Here is a 19,761-nt window from a genome sequence, read left to right as displayed (position 1 = left end):
CCCTCAGCGGCCGCCCGCAATCGCGCCGGCGCCCAGATCTCGGATCGACGCGTCGAGCACCTGGGCGGTGTGCGCGAGCGCGATCTCGCCACCCTGGCGCTGGATCGCCGCCGCCACCTGCATGAGACAACCGGGATTCGCGGTGACCAGCACGGACGCGCCGGTGGCGAGGACGTTGGCGGCCTTGCGATCGCCGAGCTGGGCGGCCGGTTCCGGGTTGAGCACGTTCCAGATGCCGGCCGAGCCGCAGCAGATCTCCGGGTCGGCGATCTCCTTGACGGTCAGGCCGGGGATGCCCCGAAGCAGGGCGCGCGGCTGGGCGCGGATGCCCTGCGCGTGCCCGAGGTGACACGCGTCGTGGTAGGCGACGGTCACGTCGAGCCGATGCCGGGTGGCGACCGGTCCCAGCTCGGCGAGCAGCTCGGCCAGGTCGCGCACCTTCGCGGTGAAGGCCGCCGCCCGTGACGCATAGGCGGGATCGTCTGAGAGCAACTCGTCGTACTCCTTGAGCGACGACCCGCACCCGGCGGCGTTCACCACGAAATAATCCATCCCGGTCTTCTCGAAGGTGGCGATGAGCCGCCGGGCGAAACGCTGCGCTTCTTCCTTGCGTCCGTTGTGGACGCTGAGCGCGCCGCAGCAGCCCTGCGACGGCGGGATCAGCACCTCGCAGCCCTCGGCGGCCAGCACCCGGACGGTCGCCGAGTTGACGTCGGGGAAGAACGCGCTCTGCACGCACCCGGTGAGCATGCCGACAACCGCGCGGCGCGGGCCGCGCGCCGGGATCCGCCGCGGCGGCCGCGGCACGCTTCGCAGCCGCGGCGCCAGCGATTCGAGGGTCGCGAGGGTGGGTGCGAGCCGGGGGAGGAGGCCGGTGCGGGCCACGAGCTTTTGCAAACCGGAGCTCTGGTACGCGCGCAGCGGCCCCCGCAGCAGCCGGAGGCGCCGCGGATAGGGGAACAGGGCGAAGATCGCCGCGCGCAGGGCACGGTCTTTCGGCGTACGCGTGTGGCGGCGCTCGATCTGAGCGCGAGTGTCCTCGATGAGCCGGTCGTATCGCACGCCCGACGGGCAGGCGGTAACGCACGACATGCAGCCGAGGCAGGCGTCGAAGTGCCCGACCATCGAGTCGCTGAGCGGCTCGCCGCCGACGCCCTGGTTCATCAGGTAGATCCGGCCGCGCGGCGAGTCGGCCTCGGCGCCCCACAGCACGTAGGTCGGGCAGGTGGGCAGGCAGAACCCGCAGTGCACGCAGTCGGCGATCAGGTCCTTGCGCGGCGGGTGGTCGCCGTCGAAGGCCGGTTCCGCCCTCACCGGCCCGAGCACGTCCCGGGGCGCCTCGCCGGTGCCCCACGTGGCGTCGACCATCAGATCCCTCCCACGAAGCGGCCGGGCGCGAACCGATGCCCCGGATCGAACTGTTCCTTGATCCGGCGCATCACCGGGAGCCCCTGCACCGGCCCCCACATGTCGAGGATCTCCCGCACCTCCGGGGGCGCGGTGAGCACGACCGCGTGCCCGCCCAGCCGCACGCACAGGCCGCGCAGCCGTTCGACCTCGGTGATGCCGGCCGGGCTCGCGTAGAGCACGCCCGTTCCCGCCGATCCCCGCACCGGGTCGCCGCCGCCGGCCAGCTCGGGCACCTTCGACAGCGGCACCGACAGCTTCATCCCGATCCCGCCCGCCGGCCACGGGTCCACACCCCACCAGCCGGGTGGGTCGTCGCGCACGTCGCCGCCGATCAGCTTCGCGATCGTCGCGGTCCTTTCCCGTACGCCCTCGGCGGTGCCCTCGATCAGGACGGCCAACTCGCCGGTCTGCGAGTCGTACTCGACCGCGGCCGGCGCCACCCGTGCCTCCCGGACCCGGGCCGCGTCGGTCGCGGGGGCCTTGGCCACCACGTAGGAGGCGGCGCGGGGGCGGGGGTGCAGGCGGAACGCGCACTCGGTGATCAGGCCCAGGGTGCCGTAGGCGCCGGTGAACAGCTTGCCCAGGTCGTACCCGGCGACGTTCTTGACGACCTTGCCGCCGGACTTGGCGACCTTGCCGTCCGGGCGCACCACGGTGATGCCGATGAGCAGGTCGCGGACGCTGCCGTAATGCAGGCGCCGCGGCCCGCTGGTGTTGGTGGCGACCGTTCCGCCGACCGTCGCGTCCTCGGGGCCGTCGAGGGCGAGCACCTGGTCGCCGAGGTCGATGTCCCTCAGCGGTGTCCCGGCCTTGACGACCGTGATGAGGTCGCCGGCCGCGTGCTCCACGACGCCCGTTATCCGGTGCGTGTCGATGATCAGGTCGAGCTCGCGGGGTGGCACGCCCCAGTCGATCTTCGTGCCGGCGCCGCGGATGACGACGGCGAGATCCTGGGCGGCCTTGATCAGCGCGGCCGCCTCCTCGGTGGTTTTCGGCGCGGCTATCTTGCGGGCGGGCACGCCGCCGACGACGTCATCGTCTTTGGCCGGCCGCGCGAGGTCATCCAGGACCGACATCAGAAGACCTCCGCGCCGTGCCAGTCCGGTTTGGCGGCCTCCTGCGAGGGGTGCGCCCCCTGGTGGCGGCCCGGGCGCTCGCCGCACAGCCGCGGGGTCGGGAAGATCTTGCCCGGGTTGGCGAGGCCCGACGGGTCGAAGGCGCAGCGGACCAGCTGCATCGTGTCGAGGTCGTCGTCGGTGAACATGCGCGGCATGTACTTCGCCTTGTCGGCGCCCACCCCGTGCTCGCCGGTGATCGACCCGCCGTACTCGATGCAGAGGTCGATGATCGCGCCGGACGCCGCCTCGGCCCGCTCGGCCTCTCCCTCCACCCCGTCGTCGAAGAGCACCAGTGGATGCAGGTTGCCGTCGCCGGCGTGGAAGACATTCGCCACCCGCACCCCGTGCGAGGTGGCGAGGTCGTCGATGCGGCGCAGCACCTCGGGCAGCGCGGTCCGCGGGATCACGCCGTCCTGCACGATGTAGTCCGGGCTGATCCGCCCCACCGCCGCGAACGCCGACTTGCGCCCCTTCCAGAACAGCGCCCGCTCGGCGTCGTCGGCCGCGATCCGGATCTCGAAGGCCCCGTTCTCCTCGCAGAGCCGGGTCACCTCGTCGAACTGCGCCGCCACCTCGGCGGCCGGCCCGTCCAGCTCGACGATCAGCACCGCGCCCGCGCCCTCCGGGTAGCCGCAGGCCACCGCGGCCTCGGCGGCCTCGATCGCGAGCGCGTCCATCATCTCGATCGCGGCCGGCACCACCCCCGCGCCGATGATCGCCGAGGTGGCCGCCCCCGCCTGATCGGTGCCGCGGAACGCGGCGAGCAGCGTGCGCACCGCCTCGGGCAGCCGGGTGAGCTTGACGGTCACCTCGGTGGCGACGCCGAGCGTCCCCTCCGACCCGACGAACGCCCCGAGCAGGTCGTACCCGGGCGGGTCGAGCGCCCGCCCGCCGCCGAGCCGCGTGATCTCCCCGTCCGGCGTGACCACCTGCAGGCCGGTGACGTGATTGGTCGTGAACCCGTACTTCAGGCAGTGCGCCCCACCCGAGTTCTCCGCGACGTTGCCACCGATCGAGCAGATCTGCTGACTCGACGGATCCGGCGCGTAGTAATAACCCTGCGGCGTGGCGGCCCTCGTCACCTGCAGGTTGATCACCCCCGGCTCGACGACGGCCCGCTCGTCCGCCGGATCGACGTCGAGGATCCGCCGCATCTGCGCCGTCACGATCAGCACCCCGTCGGCGTGGGGAAGCGCTCCACCCGACAGCCCCGTCCCCGACCCCCGCGCGACGAACGGCACGCCGGCGTCGGCACAGGCCCGCACCACGGCCGCGGTCTGCGCCGCGTCCTGGGGCAGCGCCACCAGCGCCGGAATGACTTTGTAGTGTGCCAGCCCGTCGCACTCGTACGTGCGCAGCTCCTGGCGGTCGGTGATCACCCGCTCGGCCCCGAGCGCGGCCCGCAGCCGCCCGGCCAGCCCTTCGACATCAGCCACGACCGACCTCCTCACCGACGGGTCGGGCTCAACGTAACCCGCCACCCGCGCCCCGCGCGACAGCTCAGCGCCTCCGGCCGCGAGAGCAACGCCCCTGCGCTCGGCCTCTGGGGCATCTTGGGCCGGCCCATGCTCCCGTCCGGGTTAGCGTGGGCGTTCATCAAGGCAGACTTATTGCGCAGGACCCCGTGTGCATTCTTCTGCCGATGAGGGTGCGCCGCTTCGGCTTCGTTTGCAGAGCACATCAACAGCGCTTGCCAATAGTCGCGGACCTGCTCGCCTGTATGGCGATCGGTGCGGGCGCTGTTGGGCGCGTCGCCGGAACCGGACGAACCATTGCCGTCTTAGAGTGCTCTTCATGCCCGTGGGACCTGCCGGCCATGAAGGCCGTGCCGCCGGCAAGATGGCAGTGTCGCACGGGAGCTGTCTAAGCGGTCTGGCGGTCAACCTGGAACGTTTTACCGCTGGTACGACGAGCAGGCCGGCCAAATTCGGCTTTCGCTGTCGTCGCGGCCTGCCGATCAGCTGCCCTTCGGCGGTCGGTGCAGGTGTGTGCTGGACGCGGATGAGGTACTCCAGCCAGCGCCGTCATTCGCGGCTCATGGAATTTCCCGAAGACACAACCATGGGCGAGGCGCCGGTCGGTGTCGCCATATCAGAATCCTGGAACTCGACCCTTGGAGCACACGATGAGCGAACAGCTCGAGGACATCTATCGCGATTATATCGCCGCGTTGAATGGCCGACGTTTCGACGACCTTGACCGGTTTGTGCATGATCGACTCACCTACAACGGCGAGGAGTGGGCACGCGACAAGTACAAGGCGCTACTCGCCGACGATGTGCAGAAAATCCCTGATCTACACTACGAGATCAAGCTGCTCGTCGTTCGCTCAGACTATGTCGCCTGCCGGCTGTGGTTCGATTGCACGCCCCAGCAGGTCTTTCTCGGCATAGATGCGGACGGTCGCAGGGTTTCGTTCGCCGAGCACGTGTTTTACCAGTTTCGCGAGAACCGGATCGAAAACGTGTGGTCGTTGATAGACACCGACAACATACGACGCCAGTTGTTGACGCCAGAGAAACAGTGAAGGCGGGCTCGACGAACTGATCTGCTGCTGTCCATGTGCGCGCGGCGGCAACATGCGAGAATCGAACTGCCCACACACGTGCATTCTTCGGACGAAGCTGGCCCTCGACACACAGCCGAGGGCCAGACGGGTTCGGCCAGCGCGGGGCAACAGGTCGAAACCTCTCCGTGCCTGAGCAATTTCAGGCAGTCCTGAGCAGGGCTAGCGAACGATGCGATGAAGCAAACCGACCGTCGCGACGCCCACCGTCACACCTGCCGCGGGACCAGCCGTAAAGCCGATCAGAAGTCCCACGCCGGTGCCGACAGCCAGAATCACAACCCACCGCAACGGGAGGTGACTCTGCTCAGGCTTTTCAGTTGTGCCACGTGGATCGATCATCGAACCACCTTCCAATCACCTGGGGGGTGTGGGCGACCCGGAAGCTCGGTCGGCCCCGCTGCGGCACGGCCGAAATTTCGAGGCCGCCCCCGGCCGGCCCGGCATCAGCCGAGCCAGCATGTGGAGTGCGTGGCTTGCCACGGCCTCCGTTTCCCAGGCGGATCGGAAGGAGTTGCGGCTCCAATCGATTCACGTGCGCATCACGGTACCCGCTGGGTGCCAGCTCGGCGACTGTCACCGTGTGACGTCGAGCTGCCGCTCACACACTGACCCGGCCGGCAATCGCGCCGACGGGCGGCTTTTCGCGTGGCTGCTACAGCAGGCCGGCGAGCTTGTACAGCACCAGCGACCCGGCGACGGCGACGTTGAGGCTGGACCCGGTGCCCACCATCGGGATCTCCACGGCATCGTCGAGAAGGTCGAGCGCCTCGGGCGGGATGCCGGTTGCCTCGTGCCCGAGCACCATGACGGTCCGGTGCCGGGCCGGGGGCAGGTCGGCGAGCCGGATCGCTTCGTCGGCCAGTTCGACTCCGAGGATGTGCGCCCCGGTTCGGTGCTCGTCGGCAAGCCAGCGCAGTGGATTGCCGACGCGGTGCACGCAGGTGGGCTGCCGCAGCGTGTTGCCGCGGGCGAGGGCAGCGTCCACCCAGCCGAACGGTGGGACCGCTAGACAGGCTCCGACCGCGTCACAGGTGCGCAGCAGCGTGCCGAGGTTCGTGCCGTGCAAGGGCCACAGGGGTGCCGCGATGAGGTGTCCCCAGCATTGGTGCCGGCGAGGACGCCGGGCCGACCGGATCTCCCGGGAAGTCCGGACCCGGATCGCGGCCTTCACCAAAGGGGAGCAGACGCGCTCCAGCATTCGAAGATCATGTGAGACGTGCTTCTCGGCGCACGCGAGCCATCGATAAGAGATGTTTGCCTTCGATCAACAGGATACAGGCCCTCAACCGAGATCAGGGGTCCGGATCTGCGGCCGGCCACGCGGGGCGGCCGACCCTGAGCCGTCACGCGGCATGACACACGGCGGAGCGGCTCGACAGACTCTTGTGCCGATGAGCGGGAATGCAGACGCTCTGATCTGCTTGCGCAGGCTCACGGTTTGTCATTTCGTGGTGCCGGCAGCTGCCGTCATCACGCGCGACAATGCGGGCATGGTGCACGGCTCTGCGGACACCGTCGCGTTCCGGCTTTGGCCGCCGGTCGCGATCGGCGCGCCCCTGCTCGTCGGCTGGCTTGCCACGCTGCGCTGGGGAGAGCCGGTCGACCTCGGCGTGTGGCGGATTCCGCTCGGCTGGGCACTGGTGCTGTTCTTCGCCGGGTGGAACGGCTGGTCCCTGTGGCTGTTCGGCCGACATCAGACCGGACTGTTGCCGGGACAGCCGACCGCCGCGATGATCGAGGAGGGTCCGTACCGCCTCTCTCGCAATCCGTTGTACGTCGGCCTGCTCGCGCTCTACCTCGGGCTGGCGCTGCTCGCACCCACGTTCTGGGGGCTCGTGCTGTTGCCAGCCGCGGTGCTGCTCGTCCGCTGGGGCGCGATCCGGCCCGAGGAGCGATTCCTGCACGAGCGGTTCGGTGCGCAGTACGACGACTACACGCGACGCGTGCGTCGCTGGCTGTGACAAGACTAGATGTGCTGTCCAGGCAGCCTGGTCGAGGTTGTGTGACGACTTGATCTGAGGCTGGACGGGGCCTCGCCGAACCCGCGAACGCTTGGTTACCGGCGAGGAATGAAACAAACAGAGGGCGCCCAGCTGGGCATGCTTGGATTGGCCATGGCCAAACCTTTGCAGCGCCGCGCCGGTCACCCCGGGTCGCGCATCCTGAGCGTCGCCACGTACCGCCCCCGCACCGAGGTGGGCAACGAGACGATCGCCGCCCTGATCGACTCGAGCGACGAATGGATCCGCCGCCGCTGCGGCATCGAGTCGCGCCGGCGCGCCGCACCCGACGAGGACCTGGTCACGATGGCCGCGGCGGCCGCCTCCAAGGCCCTGGCCGGCGCCGGCGTCGATCCGCAGGACGTCTCGGCCGTCCTGGTGGCGACGATGTCCCACCGCGGCCGCGCGACCACCGCGGCGCCCCTGGTGGCCGACGCGCTGGGCGCCACCTCGGCCGCCGCGATGGATCTGGGAGCGGCGTGCGCCGGTTTCCCGTACGCGCTGGCGACCGCCGACGCGCTCGTCCGCAACGGCTCGGCCGGCCACGTGGTCCTGGTCGGCGCCGAGCGCATGACCGACATCATCGACGAGCGCGACCGCGGCACAGCGTTCCTCTTCGGGGACGGCGCGGGCGCGGTGGTCGTCGGCCCGGCACAGACGTGCGGCATCGGCCCGGTGGTGTGGGGCGCCGACGGCTCCGGGAGCGAGCTGCTGCGGTACGACGAGGCGGGCATCCTGCGCATGGCCGGCCCCGAGGTCTTCCGCTGGGCGACCTCCGTGATTCCCGGCCTGGCCAGGCGCGCGCTGGACGCGGCGGGCATCTCCGCGGCCGACCTCGCGGCCTTCATCCCGCACCAGGCCAACCTGCGCATCACCTCGGTCGTCGCCAAGGCCCTGGGGCTCGGCCCGCACGTCCGGGTGGCCACCGACATCACCACCAACGGCAACACCGGCGCGGCCTCCATCCCCCAGGCGATGGCGGCCCTGCCCGACACGACGGGTCCCGCGCTGCTGGTGGGCTTCGGCGCCGGCCTCGCGTACGCGGCTCAGGTCGTCACCCTGCCCTGACCTACCCGGCCCGGCACAAAGATCAATCCCTTACGGGGCGTGGCGCCGCGGAATTCAGGGTGACGTCGGAGCTGATGCCGGATGGCGCGGCGAGCGTGAACGACCAGGCTCCGAAGCATGTCAATGATCACGGGGACAAGACGGCCGGGACCGCAGGGAAACACCGCCGAGCGGGTGCGCCTGCTGCCACAACTGGCCGTCATGGTCGCGGCCGTCGCGGCGTACTTCCTGGTCCGCGGCGCTACCCAGGCGGCCACCGCCGAGGCCGTGCGCAACGCGCATTCCGTGGTCGGCCTGGAACGCGCGCTGGGGCTCTTCCACGAACCCGGATGGCAGGCGTCGGCGATGAGCGTGCCGTTTCTGCGTACGGTGCTGAACGGCATCTACATCTGGGGTCATTGGCCGGTCATCGCGATAACGCTGATCTGGCTGGCACGGCGGCATCCCGCGGTCTACCTGCGGGCCCGCAACACGATGCTGTTGTCCGGCGGGATCGGGCTGATCATCTTCGCGACGTTCCCGGTGGCGCCGCCGCGGCTGGCCGGTCTCGGCATGACCGACACCGTCACGGCCGGGGCGCACGCCTACCGGGTGTTGCAGCCGGCGATGTTCACCAACCAGTACGCCGCCATGCCGAGTCTGCACGTCGGCTGGGACTTGGTCATCGGGCTGGCCATCGCCGCCGCGTCCCGGCATGTGCTGCTGCGCCTTGTCGCGGTCACCCTGCCGGTGGCCATGGTGATCACCGTGCTGTGCACCGCGAACCACTACCTCGTCGACGCGCTCGCCGGAGCCACCCTGACCACGCTGTGCTGGCTGCTGGCCGGATCGATCCGGCCACGGCGCGCCGCCACGATGACACCGTCGCCGCGGGAGGATGTCGACCGGCTGCCGGCGCTGGCAGGTCAGCGGTGATAGGTCGCGGCCGGTAGCGCGGATCGGTCGGTCGCCTGGTTGAGGACTTTGCCGCCGCAGCAGCAGAAGACCAGCCCGGCCACCACCGCCGCCGTGATCAGGCGGCCCTTCGTCCACCATGCCCACGCCGGAGCCTCGTGCGGCTCCGCCTTGGCCGCCGGTCCTGGGCGGTGCGTCTGATGCCATCCGATGAACTGGTCGATCTGAGCGACCACGCCGGCCCGGTTGCCGGCGGTGTCGGCGATCGCCAGGCGAAGATGCAAGCGGAACCTGTTCGCGGCGGCCGCCGGAACCAGCACGCCGGACGGTCCGGCGCCGGCGACCTGCAGCAGCGTGATCGGCGCCCGGTCATCGTCCTTCAGCCCGGTCAGGACGTCGTACGGCCATTCCCGGGCGAATCCCGGCCCGAGGAACCGCAACCGCCGGCTGGTCACGATGGCAACACCCTCGACGCCGACCGAGACGCCGGACGGCGGATTACCGGCCGGCATCACCGGCGGCGGAAGGACGGCCGTGACCGGCGGCATGTCGACGACCCGCGGCGCCTCGACAAGGCGCGTCCCGGGGATCGTCAGATGGACGAGCTCGTCCGGAAACGCGGGATCCGGCTGCCCGCGGAAGGACGCGGCAATCGATCGCATGACTTGCAGTTCGTCTCCCTGGTAGGCCCAGGATTGCAGGACGGCACCGCCGGCCTGCTCGCGACGAATGTTCTCCCGCGCGACCCAGTCGACCCGCCATTGGGGAATCATGCGTTGCCTCTCGACATGTCCAGAGCCCAAGGTGGACCTGCGGGCCGCCGGGCAACATAACGTGCCGGCCCGAATAAGATCAACTAATGGGCGCCGCCTGCCCAGCGGTCCAGGGTCCGGGCTGCCGCGTGGCCCAGTCCGGCATCGCCGGCCAAGCGGCGCAGGAGGTCGGCGTGGCGGTCGGCGGGGCCGGCCTCGGCGACCGCGGCCAGCGCGTTGTGCCGAACGTCGAGGTCGTCGTCGTGCAGCACGGCGACCGTCAGTGCCTCGAAGACCAGCGGGTCGTCCAGGTAAGGCCCGAGCGACATCGCGGCGTACTGGCGGAGAAGCTCGTCGTCCTCCCGCAGCGCCGCCGCGAGGGCTCGCCCGGCGTCGCGGCGCGCGTCCGGCGCCGGCGGTGGCCATAACCGCAGGATCTTCATGCACTCGATGCGGGCAAGGTCGTACTCGTCAGAGTCGGCGGTCACCGCGGTGAGGAACGCGATCACTTGCGGATCCGCGACATGCTCGTCGAGCGCCTCGAGCGCCTCGACCTTGACGTCATCGTCGGGCGTCGACCGGAACAGCTCGATGAGACGGTTCTCCAGCACCCCGGACCTTCCGCTCACGGACCCTGCGATCGACGATGATAGGTCACGGGCCGAGCAGCCAGTGCCGCCGCACGGTCCAGCCGGTGAACGGGCGGGCCTCGCGGCCGTCGAGCACCTCGCGCAGGCCGGTGACGACCGGCGCGAGGCGGCCCTCGGCCGGGAGGCCGGCGACGAATGAGCTCGCGTCCCCGCTCAGCGACGCGAAGAACAGCATTTGGCGCCAGGCGTAGGCGATGTCCTTGACCTGGCGGTTCGCGTGCGGGCCGCCCAGGCCGCGCGCTAGCCGGGAAGCCTTTGCGAAGCACTGTGCGGCCGCGTCGCCCGGCGCCGGCGTGCCGGCGCCACGGATCAGCGTCGCGAGGTTGTGGGTGGTGAGGATCTGCGCCTGCTCGATGACCATGCCGTTGGCCGCGACGTTGCCGCGCGGGTCGCCGGCCCGCCGCCGGCACAGCTCGCCGAACGGCGTCGCCACCTTGCCGTCCGCGGTCAGCCGGGCGATCGCCGGGTAGTCGATGCCGTAGTAGCGCTCGTACAGCGTCCCGGCCAGCAGCTCGCCGGCCAGCTGGGCCGCCTTGAGGTATTTCGTGACGAAGCGGCCGTCGAAGATGTCGGCGGCCAGCTCCTCGACCCAGGGCAGGCCGAGCTCCGCCTCCCGGCTCAGCGTCGCCAGCTCGCGCACGAACGGGTTGGGCAGCAGCGTCGCCGGGAACGACGAGAGCGCGAGCCCGCCGAGGTGGCGCAGCGTGCCGGCGGCGTCCCGGCGGGCGTCGGCGCCGGTGGACCGCTGCGGGGCGACGGCGCGCACCCACGGCAGCTCCTCCATCCGCACCTGCGACGCCAGGCCGGTGAGCAGCAGTGTGCGCCGCTTGCGGAAGGCGAGGTAGGTCGCCGCCATCACCCCGCGCAGGTCCGCCGACGGGTACGCCGCCGCGACCGCCCGGGCCGTCATCCGGGGCACGAACGACGCCAGAACCTCGGCCGACGGCACCAGCCCGGCCGCGAGCAGCTCCTCGACCGTCCCGGCCGTCGCCCGCCGGGCCACCCGCTCGATCGATGCCGGCACGTCGGCCTCGGGCGGCCAAACCGCGTCGATCTCGGTGACGCCCGCATCGGCCGGCAGCTCGGCGAACCGCGCGGCCACCGCTACGGCGATCTCGCAGTGCCCCGGCTGGGATGCCACCTGCTCCTGCCAGGACCGCAGGGCCGCGTGCGAGGCGCTGCCGGGCACGCCACGCTTGCGGACCATGGCGTCGACCGCCGTCCGCACGAGCCCACCCCGCCACGGCCGCCCGTGCAGCAGGTCGTCGAGGGCGGTCACCAGGACCGTCACGTTCGCCTTCGGTCCACCGTGGCGCTTGCTCGGCGGGTGCGCCACGGTCAGCGCTCGGTGCTCGGCAACCGCAGCCTCGGCACGACGGGCCCACGGCTCATCGCGGCCGACGGATGCCGTGCCCTCCCGCGGGGCATCCGCGAACGCGCCGAGGCGGCCGTCCACCTCGGTCTCCCGCCACAAACCGAGCAGCTTGTCGGCGAAGCCGTTCCACACCTGCAGCGTCGTCCGCTGCGTCTCGACCCGCGCGTTCGGCCGGCGGCTGCGCAACGCCGCCGCGGTCTCGCCGGCCGTCCGCCGCCAGACCAGCGACGGATCAGCGGCCGGAAGGGCGGGCGCGGGCGTGGGGGAGAAGCGCAACCGATCCGCGTACGGCCGGAGCACCTCGAGCAGGTCGAGCGCCTCCGCCCCCAAGCCGGCCCGGGCCAGCCACGCCACCACCAGCAGCGCCGACTCCTCGGGCACCTCCACCCGGAAGCCGCCGCTGTCGAGCATGCCGGTCAGGGCCGCCAGGCCCTCCTCGCCGACATAGTGGACGAACACCGCCTGGCGGGAGAGCGGCAGCCCGTTGCGCCGGGAGACGGCCATCTCGTGCCGGGTGAGCGGCCCGGACGCGACCGCCGCGCCGGTGGCGAAACCGCCGTGGACCACCTCGGGAGTCACCCACGCGGGCAGGCCTGCCACCGGCGTACGCGAACCGATCGCCAGCCTGCCCCGCAGCATGCCGGACAGGACCGCCCGCCATTTCTCCGCCCGCAGGGCGGCGCGTGAGCGCGCCGCCTCGTCCTCGTGCGTCGCCGCCGTCGTCAGTGCCCTGGCCAGCTGCCCGGCCGCATAGTTCGTGCCCATGCCGACGTGGCGGGTGCCGCCCCCGCGCCCTCCCGGTCCCTAGCCGGGTGCTCTCCTGCTGAGCTACACGTCGTCTCGTTCAGGGCGCCCACGGTAGTCCGGTCCGAACGCTCGGTGTAAGCCATTTTTCCAGCGCGCCGGAGCCGTCCGGTCACCCTCGGTACGGCAGTCGGCGACGGCGGGAACTTCTGCAAAGATGGCCCGATGTTCGCGACCGCCCGAGCCGCCCGCATCGCCGTCACCGCCCTCTGCGCCCTCGCCGTGACGGCCGCCTGCAGCGACTCCGACGACGACGGCAAGCAGCCCGACAGGGGCCTCATCACGGCCACCACCATGCGCGGCGCGCTGCTGCAGGCCGCCGAGGTCGGGCCGACGTGGAGCGCGCCGGAGCAGAGCGCCGACCCCGGCCAGCTGGTGAGCATCTGCGGCGGCACCACCGCGCCGCCGAGCGTGCCCCCGGGCGGCCAGGTCGTCGCGGCGCCGCTGGTCGACGAGGGGGAGAAGGGCGCGCAGACCCTCGAGCAGATCGCCCTGGTCTACGGCAACAAGTCGGGCGCCGACGCCGCCCTCGCCGGGCTGCGCGGGGTGGCCGACGGCTGCCAGAAGAGTTTGTCGGTGCCGGGCGTCAAGACCAGCGACCGCAACGAGCCGGCCTACACCGAGACCGTCGAGATGCAGCCGCTCAACGAGGGCGGATGGGCCGGGTTCGTGGTGATCCGGCACAAGAAGTACGAGCCCAGCCACCCGGGCACGGCCGACACCGCCGTCGTGGTCGCGCAGACGTCGAACGTGGTGCTCGTCGACGCGTACGCGCTCTACCAGCTCAACAACGCGAGTACCGGGCCGAGCTTCGACCAGGACTGGAAGAAGCTGGTCGGCACGGTCGTGCAGCGGGTGGGATAGACAGACCCGCCCGGGGTCGTCTAATGTTCGGCGTGCGCCGTTGCGAGTTCTTCCCCCGTGGAATTCGCAGCGGCGTCTAACTTTTCCGGCGGAAATCGACCGGCAGGCTGGTGTATCCCCGGATCGTCAGGCTGTCCCGTCGCGCCGGCGCGCCGTCCAAGCTGATCCCGGGGAAGCGATCGAAGAGGGCCGGGAAGGCGACCTGCGCCTCCAGACGGGCGAGCGGCGCCCCCAGGCAGTAGTGGATGCCCCCGCCGAAGGACAGCGGCGCGTTGTCCGACCTGGACAGATCGAGCCGCGACGGCGTGTCGAACCGCGCCGGGTCGTGATTGCCCGCCCCGAGATAAGCGACAAGTCGGTCGCCGGGTGAGATGTCGACCCCGGCGATCACGGTCGGTTCCCAAGCGACCCGCGAGACGATCTGCACCGGCGAGTCGAAGCGCAGCAGCTCCTCGACCGCGGCGGCGGGATCGGCCCGCAGCAGTGGGATCTGCGCGGGGTGGGACAGCAGCGCGACCAGCCCGTTGGCCAGCAGATTCGTCGTGGTCTCGAACCCGGCGGCGAAGAGCAGCCCCGCCATCGTCAGCAGCTCGTCCTCGGTGAGCCGATCACCCTCCTCCTCGACGGCGACGAGGGCGCTGAGAAGGTCGTCCTGCGGCTGGCGACGCCGCAACGCGACCAGCGATGCCAGATAGGTTCGCATTGTCGCGGCCGCGGGGTCGGCGCGAGCGATCACCGCGGGCGTGATCGTGTCCAGCAACTGCGACCAATCCCGTACGAGAGACTGGAACTGCCCCCGATCGGCCGCCGGCACCCCGAGCAGCTCGCCGATCACGCCGACCGGCAGCGGAAACGCGAACGCCTGGATGAAGTCGCCCGGCCCGTCAACCTCAGCAAGCAGATCTTCGGCCATCCGCTCGATCGCCGGCCGCAGCGACTGCACCCGCCGGGCCGTGAACGCCGAGCTGACGAGCCGCCGCAGCCGCGTGTGATCCGGCGGGTTGCTGGCCAGCATGCTCGTGAACAGCTGGCGGAGCGCCGGATGGTCCTCCCAGTCGGGCAGTCCGACAAACGCCAGCATGTGCGCCGGCATATGGCCGAGCCGGGCATCTCGGGTGACGGCCGAGCAATCGGCATGATGGGTGACAACCAGGGCGCCGTCGTCGGCCCGAAGCACCGGCGAGATCTCCCGCAGGCGGGCATACCGCGGGTACGGATCCTCCCGTCCGGCCGGCGTTGTCAGCTCACCGAGCAGGGCTGATACCTCAGGTCCTTCCACAATGTCCACCACTCGGCCGACCCTACTTGAGCGGCGGGACCCGGTGGCCTAGGCTCGTGACGGTCTCATCAACCACAGTTTATGACGTCCTACATCGGGGGATGTGCATGGACGCGGCAAGCGTCCCTGCTCATGGACGTCTGGGCTCTGACATAGGGCACCCGGGAGGGAGGGGCGTGGTGGGCGCCTTCTCCATCGCCGAGAAGCTCGACCGGTTGTTCCGTCAGGTCCGCGCCGCGGGCCAGGCGGAGCCGAGCTACATGGCGGTCGCCGAGGCGATCCGCCGCGAGCAGGACGTGCCGATCTCGCACACCTACATCTGGCAGCTGCGCACCGGCCGCCGTGACAATCCGACGGTCCAGCACCTGACCGCGCTGGCGACGTATTTCGGCGTACCCGTCTCGTATTTTCTCGACGACGAGCAGACCCGGCGGGTCGACGCTCAGCTCGAGTTGCTCCGGACGATCCGCGACGCGGGCGTCACCGAGATCGCGTTGCGCGCGGCCGACGTCTCGCCGCGCGGCCGCGAGACGATCAGCGAGCTGATCCGGAAGGTCTGGGAGTCCGAGCAGCGGGAGCAGTGAATCCGCCCTGGCGATAGGCGCGGCTCACCCGGCTCAGCCAGGCCACCTCGTCGGACATCTCCGGTCCGACCGGGGCGAACCCCCGCGTGTCGTCCGCCGGAGGGACGCCGTCGGCGCGACGCCGCAGGGCGAGAGCGATTGCCGCGGCTTCCGCTTCCGGAGTTTCATGATCAAGACCAGGGAGGTACGGCCGGAGCGCCAGCATCCCGTCCCTGATCTCGATGACCCTCCGGTAGAGCCGCAGGTGGACATCGTCGACGCCGGCCATCTCGATCACCGCGCGCCGCGGCGTGAACAGGATGACCTCGGGGAACGCGTCCCGCACGGCGGTCCACAGCGGCCGCAGGACCAGCAGGTCGCGATACGTGCCGAAGACCGACCGCGCCCGCCGCCCGGCCGGCACCAGCGCCCCGGCCACCGCGAACAGCGTGCCCGCACCCTGCAGCAGCCGGCCGCCCGGCGCCACGTCCTCGAAGTCGATCGGCACCCCGGCGCCGCGCAGCACGATGAGGACGGTCTTGGCCGCCGCGTACACGGCGATCATCCCGGTGCCGAGCGCGATCGTCCGCAATCCGAGCCGGGGCAGCCCGGCCGGCGCGTCCCGGGCCACCGACCAGAACAGCAGCGTCGTGGTGACGAGCACCGCGCCCAGGTAGCCCTCGAGCACCACCCAGTAGGCGACGGTGGCCGGCGAGAGGTGGCCGCTCAGTCGCGCCGGGCTGGGGTCGATCCCGCCCGCGACGGTGTCCAGCGCGAGCAGCGTGACCAGCACGGCCGAGGTGAGCGCGAGCTGCCAGCGCAGGCCGCCGGTGCCGGCGAGCAGGGCCAGGAAGCGCAGCAGCACGAACGCGGCGACCGCGCCCAGCAGGTGCGGCAGGATCGGCCAGTCGACGGCCCGCGCCACCGGCGGGAACGTCGCGGTCTCGGTCAGCGTCCCGGCGAACAGCGTCGCCCACATCACCTGCTGCCGCCGGTCGCGCCAGAGGGTCGGCAGCCGCGCGAGCGTGGCGCCCCAGAGGAGCACCATGAGCGCGACGTCCAGGCTCACTCGACGAAGCCGAAGGCGTCGGCCACCCGGCCGATCGTGCCGGGCTGCGGGACCGCCCGGCCGCGGATCAGCGAGGCCACCATCTCGGCCTCGCGCTCCTGCTCGCAGGTGTAGCTGACCCGGCCCAGCACGCGGCTGACCGTGGCCGGGTCGAGGTCGGGGAAGAGCTTGGCCAGCGCGTCGTCGGCGCCGGAGTGCCCGCAGAGGATGTGCGCGAGCTCGTGCAGCACGATGTGCTCGGCGTGCAGCGGCGACGTGCCGGGGTCGTAGAAGACGTGGTCGGCCTTGTCGGTCGCGATCCACATGCCGCAGGGCGCCTCGGCGGACAGGCCGGGAACCGGGCGGCGGATCAGCGGGCGGCCGCGGAACGCTGCGACCTCGGCGCAGAACGCGTCGAGGTCGAACGGCCGGGGGACCCTGATGCCCCGCAGGCGCCGCTCGCTCCGCCACCGCAGACCTTTCACCGTCGAAAGGCTACCCGCAGGTCGGGATGCACGGAACTGCGCGAAGAGAGCGCTTCCCGAACAGCGGCATGCGGGAGCCTGTGGAAAACCCCACGTGCCGGTTAACTATTCGGCCAAGGTCTGCTTAGCCTTACGAATCTCGGGGCAGAAACCAGTTCGGCCGCGGAATCGTTAACCGGAGGTGGTCGGCATGGAGAAGTACGTCTACGACTTCGCCGAGGGCAACAAGGACATGAAGGATCTGCTCGGCGGCAAAGGGGCCAACCTCGCCGAGATGACCAACCTCGGCCTGCCCGTGCCGGCCGGCTTCACCATCACCTCCCAAGCGTGCCAGCGCTACCTCGCCCAGGGCACCCACGTCGACGGTCTCGACGAGGAGATCGACCGGCATCTCGCGGCGCTGGAGGAGGCGATGGGCCGCAAGCTCGGCGACCCGGCCGACCCGCTGCTGGTGTCCGTACGGTCCGGGGCCAAGTTCTCGATGCCCGGCATGATGGAGACCGTCCTCAACGTGGGGCTCAACGACGAGTCGGTGGCCGGCCTGTCCCGCCAGGCCGGTGACAACGACCGGTTCGCGTGGGACTCGTACCGCCGGCTCATCCAGATGTTCGGCAAGACCGTGTGCGACGTGCCCGGCGACGAGTTCGAGGACGCGCTGCACAAGGCCAAGGTCGCCAAGGGCGTCAAGGACGACGTGCAGCTCGACGCCGACGATCTGCGGGCGCTCGTCTCGGCGTACAAGAAAGTCTTTGCCAAGCACGTCGGCCACGACTTCCCGCAGGACCCGCGCCATCAGCTCGATCTTGCAATCGAGGCCGTGTTCCGCTCGTGGAACGCGGACCGCGCCGTCCTCTACCGCCGGCAGGAGCGCATCCCGGCCGACCTGGGCACCGCCGTCAACGTCGTGGCCATGGTCTTCGGCAACCTCGGGCCGGACTCGGGCACCGGCGTCGCGTTCACCCGCGACCCCGCGACCGGCGAGAGCGGCATCTACGGCGATTACCTGCAGAACGCGCAGGGCGAGGACGTCGTGGCCGGCATCCGCAACACGCTTCCGCTCGCCGACCTCGAGAAGATCGACAAGAAATCGTACGACGAGCTGCTCGGCATCATGGCGACGCTCGAAGGCCACTACCACGACCTGTGCGACATCGAATTCACCATCGAGCGCGGCAAGCTGTGGATGCTGCAGACGCGGGTCGGCAAGCGGACCGCGGCGGCCGCCTTCACGATCGCCGCGCAGCTCGTCGACGAGGGCATGATCGACCTGGACGAGGCGGTCACCCGCGTGTCCGGGGCGCAGCTCGCCCAGCTGATGTTCCCGCGCTTCGACCTCTCCGCCGACCCGTCGCCGCTCACCCGGGGCGTGGGGGCGTCGCCGGGCGCGGCCTTCGGCGAGGTGGTCCTCACTTCGGCCGACGCCGTCGCGCGGGCCGGGGCCGGGAAGAACGTCATTCTCGTACGGCGGGAGACGAACCCCGACGACCTGCCCGGCATGATCGCGGCCCAGGGCATCCTGACCTCGCGCGGCGGCAAGACGTCGCACGCGGCGGTGGTGGCGCGCGGCATGGGCAAGACCTGCGTCTGCGGCGCCGACGGGATCGAGGTCGGGCGCGACCGGTTCACGGTCGGCGGGCAGGTCGTCCACGAGGGCGACATGATCTCGGTCGACGGCACGACCGGGCGCGTCTACCTCGGCGAGGTGCCGGTGCGGCCGTCCGAGGTGGTGCAGTACTTCGAAGGGGACCTCGATCCGGCCCTGGCCAATGAGCCGCTCGTGTCGGCCGTACATCTGCTCATGACGCATGCGGATGAAAAGGCCAAGCTGAAGGTACGCACCAACGCCGACACCGGGGTTGATGCCGCGCGTGCGCGGCGGTTCGGCGCGCACGGGATCGGACTCTGCCGCACCGAGCACATGTTCCTCGGCGACCGCCGCGAACTGGTCGAACGGCTGATCCTGGCGCGCACCGAGACCGAGCGCAACGACGCGCTCAGCGCCCTGCAGCCGTTGCAGCGGGCGGACTTCCTGGACATCTTCCGCGAGATGAACGGCCTGCCGGTCACGGTGCGGCTGATCGACCCGCCGCTGCACGAGTTCCTGCCGTCCCTCGAGGAGCTCGCGGTGCAGGTGGCGGTGGCGAAGGAGCGCGGCGAGGACTCCCCGCGCGGCGAGCGGATGCTGGCGGCGGTGCGGCGCATGCACGAGCAGAACCCGATGCTGGGCCTGCGCGGCGTCCGTCTCGGCCTGGTGATCCCCGGCCTGTTCGGCATGCAGGTCCGTGCGATCGCGGAGGCGGCCGTCGCGCTGGCCGCCGAGGGCGGCCACCCCCGGCCGGAGATCATGGTTCCGCTGGTCGGCGCCGTTCAGGAGCTCGAGACCGTACGCGCGGAGGCGGAGAAGATCATCGCGGAAGTGGTCGGTGACTCCGGGGTGGAGGTGCTGATCGGCACGATGATCGAGGTGCCCCGGGCGGCGCTCACCGCCGGGCAGATCGCCGAGGCGGCCGAGTTCTTCTCGTTCGGCACCAACGACCTGACCCAGATGGCCTGGGGCTTCTCCCGCGACGACGTGGAGGGGGCGTTCTTCTGGCGCTACCTGGAGCTGGGCATCTTCGGCATCAGCCCGTTCGAGTCGATCGACCGTGACGGCGTCGGCCGCCTGGTGCGCATCGCCGCCGACGAGGGCCGCGCGGCCCGCCCCGGCCTGAAGCTGGGCGTCTGCGGCGAGCACGGCGGCGACCCCGAGTCGGTGCACTTCTTCCACGAGGTGGGGCTCGACTACGTGTCCTGCTCGCCGTTCCGGGTGCCGGTGGCCCGCCTGGAGGCCGGCCGCGCCGCGATCGAGTCCACGGGCTCCGACCACCGCTGAGATTCGCTGA

At 71.0% G+C, this 19,761-nt stretch carries 18 protein-coding genes and 1 tRNA gene; 7 read left to right on the top strand and 12 right to left on the bottom strand.

The features are described from left to right. Nucleotides 1–3: 3 nt before the first annotated feature. The 3 genes from ACQPZX_RS25690 to ACQPZX_RS25680 are packed head-to-tail and all read right to left on the bottom strand — an operon-like array spanning nucleotide 4 to nucleotide 3,964. The gene (locus ACQPZX_RS25690; protein WP_433359850.1) at nucleotides 4–1,368 is read right to left on the bottom strand and encodes a (Fe-S)-binding protein; all 1,365 of its coding nucleotides are present in this window, start codon (nucleotides 1,366–1,368) and stop codon (nucleotides 4–6) included. After that, the gene (locus ACQPZX_RS25685) at nucleotides 1,368–2,486 is read right to left on the bottom strand and encodes an FAD-binding oxidoreductase (RefSeq protein WP_433359847.1); all 1,119 of its coding nucleotides are present in this window, start codon (nucleotides 2,484–2,486) and stop codon (nucleotides 1,368–1,370) included. Before ACQPZX_RS25685 ends, ACQPZX_RS25690 begins: the two co-directional genes overlap by 1 nt. Continuing rightward, nucleotides 2,486–3,964 carry an FAD-linked oxidase C-terminal domain-containing protein gene (locus ACQPZX_RS25680; RefSeq protein WP_433359844.1) on the bottom strand — a complete coding sequence of 493 codons (1,479 nt, stop codon included), beginning with the start codon at nucleotides 3,962–3,964 and terminating at the stop codon, nucleotides 2,486–2,488. Before ACQPZX_RS25680 ends, ACQPZX_RS25685 begins: the two co-directional genes overlap by 1 nt. 689 nt (nucleotides 3,965–4,653) lie before the next feature. Between ACQPZX_RS25680 and ACQPZX_RS25675 the strand changes: the two genes are divergently transcribed. Then, on the top strand, nucleotides 4,654–5,055 hold the full coding sequence (locus ACQPZX_RS25675; RefSeq protein WP_433359841.1) for an ester cyclase: 402 nt from the start codon (nucleotides 4,654–4,656) through the stop codon (nucleotides 5,053–5,055). 201 nt (nucleotides 5,056–5,256) lie between these two features. Here the strand turns inward: ACQPZX_RS25675 and ACQPZX_RS25670 are convergent, their stop codons facing one another. Together ACQPZX_RS25670 and ACQPZX_RS25665 are read right to left on the bottom strand one after the other, a co-directional pair. Beyond that, complete coding sequence (locus ACQPZX_RS25670) at nucleotides 5,257–5,436, bottom strand: hypothetical protein (protein WP_396027604.1); 180 nt, start codon at nucleotides 5,434–5,436, stop codon at nucleotides 5,257–5,259. 313 nt (nucleotides 5,437–5,749) lie between these two features. Then, nucleotides 5,750–6,295 (bottom strand): TrmH family RNA methyltransferase, encoded by a 546-nt coding sequence (locus ACQPZX_RS25665; protein WP_433359837.1) that lies wholly within the window; start codon nucleotides 6,293–6,295, stop codon nucleotides 5,750–5,752. A gap of 292 nt (nucleotides 6,296–6,587) precedes the next feature. Here ACQPZX_RS25665 and ACQPZX_RS25660 point away from each other — a divergent pair, with 292 nt between their 5' ends. From ACQPZX_RS25660 to ACQPZX_RS25650, 3 genes are all read left to right on the top strand, one after another. Then, on the top strand, nucleotides 6,588–7,058 hold the full coding sequence (locus ACQPZX_RS25660) for a methyltransferase family protein (protein WP_433359834.1): 471 nt from the start codon (nucleotides 6,588–6,590) through the stop codon (nucleotides 7,056–7,058). Between the two features lie 153 nt (nucleotides 7,059–7,211). Then, entirely contained in the window at nucleotides 7,212–8,165 is a 954-nt protein-coding gene (locus ACQPZX_RS25655) for a beta-ketoacyl-ACP synthase 3 (RefSeq protein ID WP_433359831.1), read from the top strand. A gap of 117 nt (nucleotides 8,166–8,282) precedes the next feature. After that, on the top strand, nucleotides 8,283–9,080 hold the full coding sequence (locus tag ACQPZX_RS25650) for a phosphatase PAP2 family protein (RefSeq protein WP_433359828.1): 798 nt from the start codon (nucleotides 8,283–8,285) through the stop codon (nucleotides 9,078–9,080). Here ACQPZX_RS25650 and ACQPZX_RS25645 read toward each other — a convergent pair. From ACQPZX_RS25645 to ACQPZX_RS25630, 4 genes are all read right to left on the bottom strand, one after another. Then, on the bottom strand, nucleotides 9,071–9,721 hold the full coding sequence (locus tag ACQPZX_RS25645; protein WP_433359825.1) for a hypothetical protein: 651 nt from the start codon (nucleotides 9,719–9,721) through the stop codon (nucleotides 9,071–9,073). The two genes, ACQPZX_RS25650 and ACQPZX_RS25645, sit on opposite strands and share 10 nt — an antisense overlap. 194 nt (nucleotides 9,722–9,915) lie before the next feature. Then, nucleotides 9,916–10,440: a HEAT repeat domain-containing protein gene (locus tag ACQPZX_RS25640; RefSeq protein WP_433359822.1), complete on the bottom strand. Its 525-nt coding sequence runs from the start codon at nucleotides 10,438–10,440 to the stop codon at nucleotides 9,916–9,918. Nucleotides 10,441–10,465: 25 nt separating this feature from the next. Continuing rightward, nucleotides 10,466–12,601, bottom strand: coding sequence for a hypothetical protein (locus ACQPZX_RS25635; RefSeq protein ID WP_433359819.1), 2,136 nt, complete (start codon nucleotides 12,599–12,601; stop codon nucleotides 10,466–10,468). Nucleotide 12,602: 1 nt separating this feature from the next. Beyond that, nucleotides 12,603–12,674 (bottom strand) — tRNA-Pro (locus ACQPZX_RS25630). A 131-nt stretch (nucleotides 12,675–12,805) separates the two neighbouring features. On the opposite strand from ACQPZX_RS25630, the gene ACQPZX_RS25625 reads away from it, so the two are divergent. Further along, nucleotides 12,806–13,504: a hypothetical protein gene (locus tag ACQPZX_RS25625; RefSeq protein ID WP_433359816.1), complete on the top strand. Its 699-nt coding sequence runs from the start codon at nucleotides 12,806–12,808 to the stop codon at nucleotides 13,502–13,504. A 76-nt stretch (nucleotides 13,505–13,580) separates the two neighbouring features. On the opposite strand, the gene ACQPZX_RS25620 is transcribed toward ACQPZX_RS25625, so the two are convergent. Beyond that, complete coding sequence (locus ACQPZX_RS25620) at nucleotides 13,581–14,795, bottom strand: cytochrome P450 (protein WP_433359813.1); 1,215 nt, start codon at nucleotides 14,793–14,795, stop codon at nucleotides 13,581–13,583. Nucleotides 14,796–14,962: 167 nt separating this feature from the next. On the opposite strand from ACQPZX_RS25620, the gene ACQPZX_RS25615 reads away from it, so the two are divergent. Next, the gene (locus tag ACQPZX_RS25615; protein WP_433359810.1) at nucleotides 14,963–15,367 is read left to right on the top strand and encodes a helix-turn-helix domain-containing protein; all 405 of its coding nucleotides are present in this window, start codon (nucleotides 14,963–14,965) and stop codon (nucleotides 15,365–15,367) included. Here ACQPZX_RS25615 and ACQPZX_RS25610 read toward each other — a convergent pair. Continuing rightward, nucleotides 15,318–16,415, bottom strand: a complete 1,098-nt coding sequence (locus ACQPZX_RS25610; RefSeq protein ID WP_433359807.1) for an MAB_1171c family putative transporter — start codon at nucleotides 16,413–16,415, stop codon at nucleotides 15,318–15,320. The two genes, ACQPZX_RS25615 and ACQPZX_RS25610, sit on opposite strands and share 50 nt — an antisense overlap. Continuing rightward, nucleotides 16,412–16,879 (bottom strand): hypothetical protein, encoded by a 468-nt coding sequence (locus tag ACQPZX_RS25605; RefSeq protein WP_433359804.1) that lies wholly within the window; start codon nucleotides 16,877–16,879, stop codon nucleotides 16,412–16,414. The genes ACQPZX_RS25610 and ACQPZX_RS25605 overlap by 4 nt, the downstream gene beginning before the upstream one ends. A gap of 190 nt (nucleotides 16,880–17,069) precedes the next feature. Here ACQPZX_RS25605 and ppdK point away from each other — a divergent pair, with 190 nt between their 5' ends. After that, nucleotides 17,070–19,751: a pyruvate, phosphate dikinase gene (ppdK, locus tag ACQPZX_RS25600; protein WP_433359801.1), complete on the top strand. Its 2,682-nt coding sequence runs from the start codon at nucleotides 17,070–17,072 to the stop codon at nucleotides 19,749–19,751. Nucleotides 19,752–19,761 lie beyond the last annotated feature (10 nt).

It is taken from the genome of Actinoplanes sp. CA-142083 (assembly GCF_050942195.1).
Taxonomy (GTDB): domain Bacteria; phylum Actinomycetota; class Actinomycetes; order Mycobacteriales; family Micromonosporaceae; genus Actinoplanes.
The sequence above is the reverse complement of the archived record's forward strand: the minus strand, read 5'-3'. Positions and strand labels throughout refer to the sequence as shown.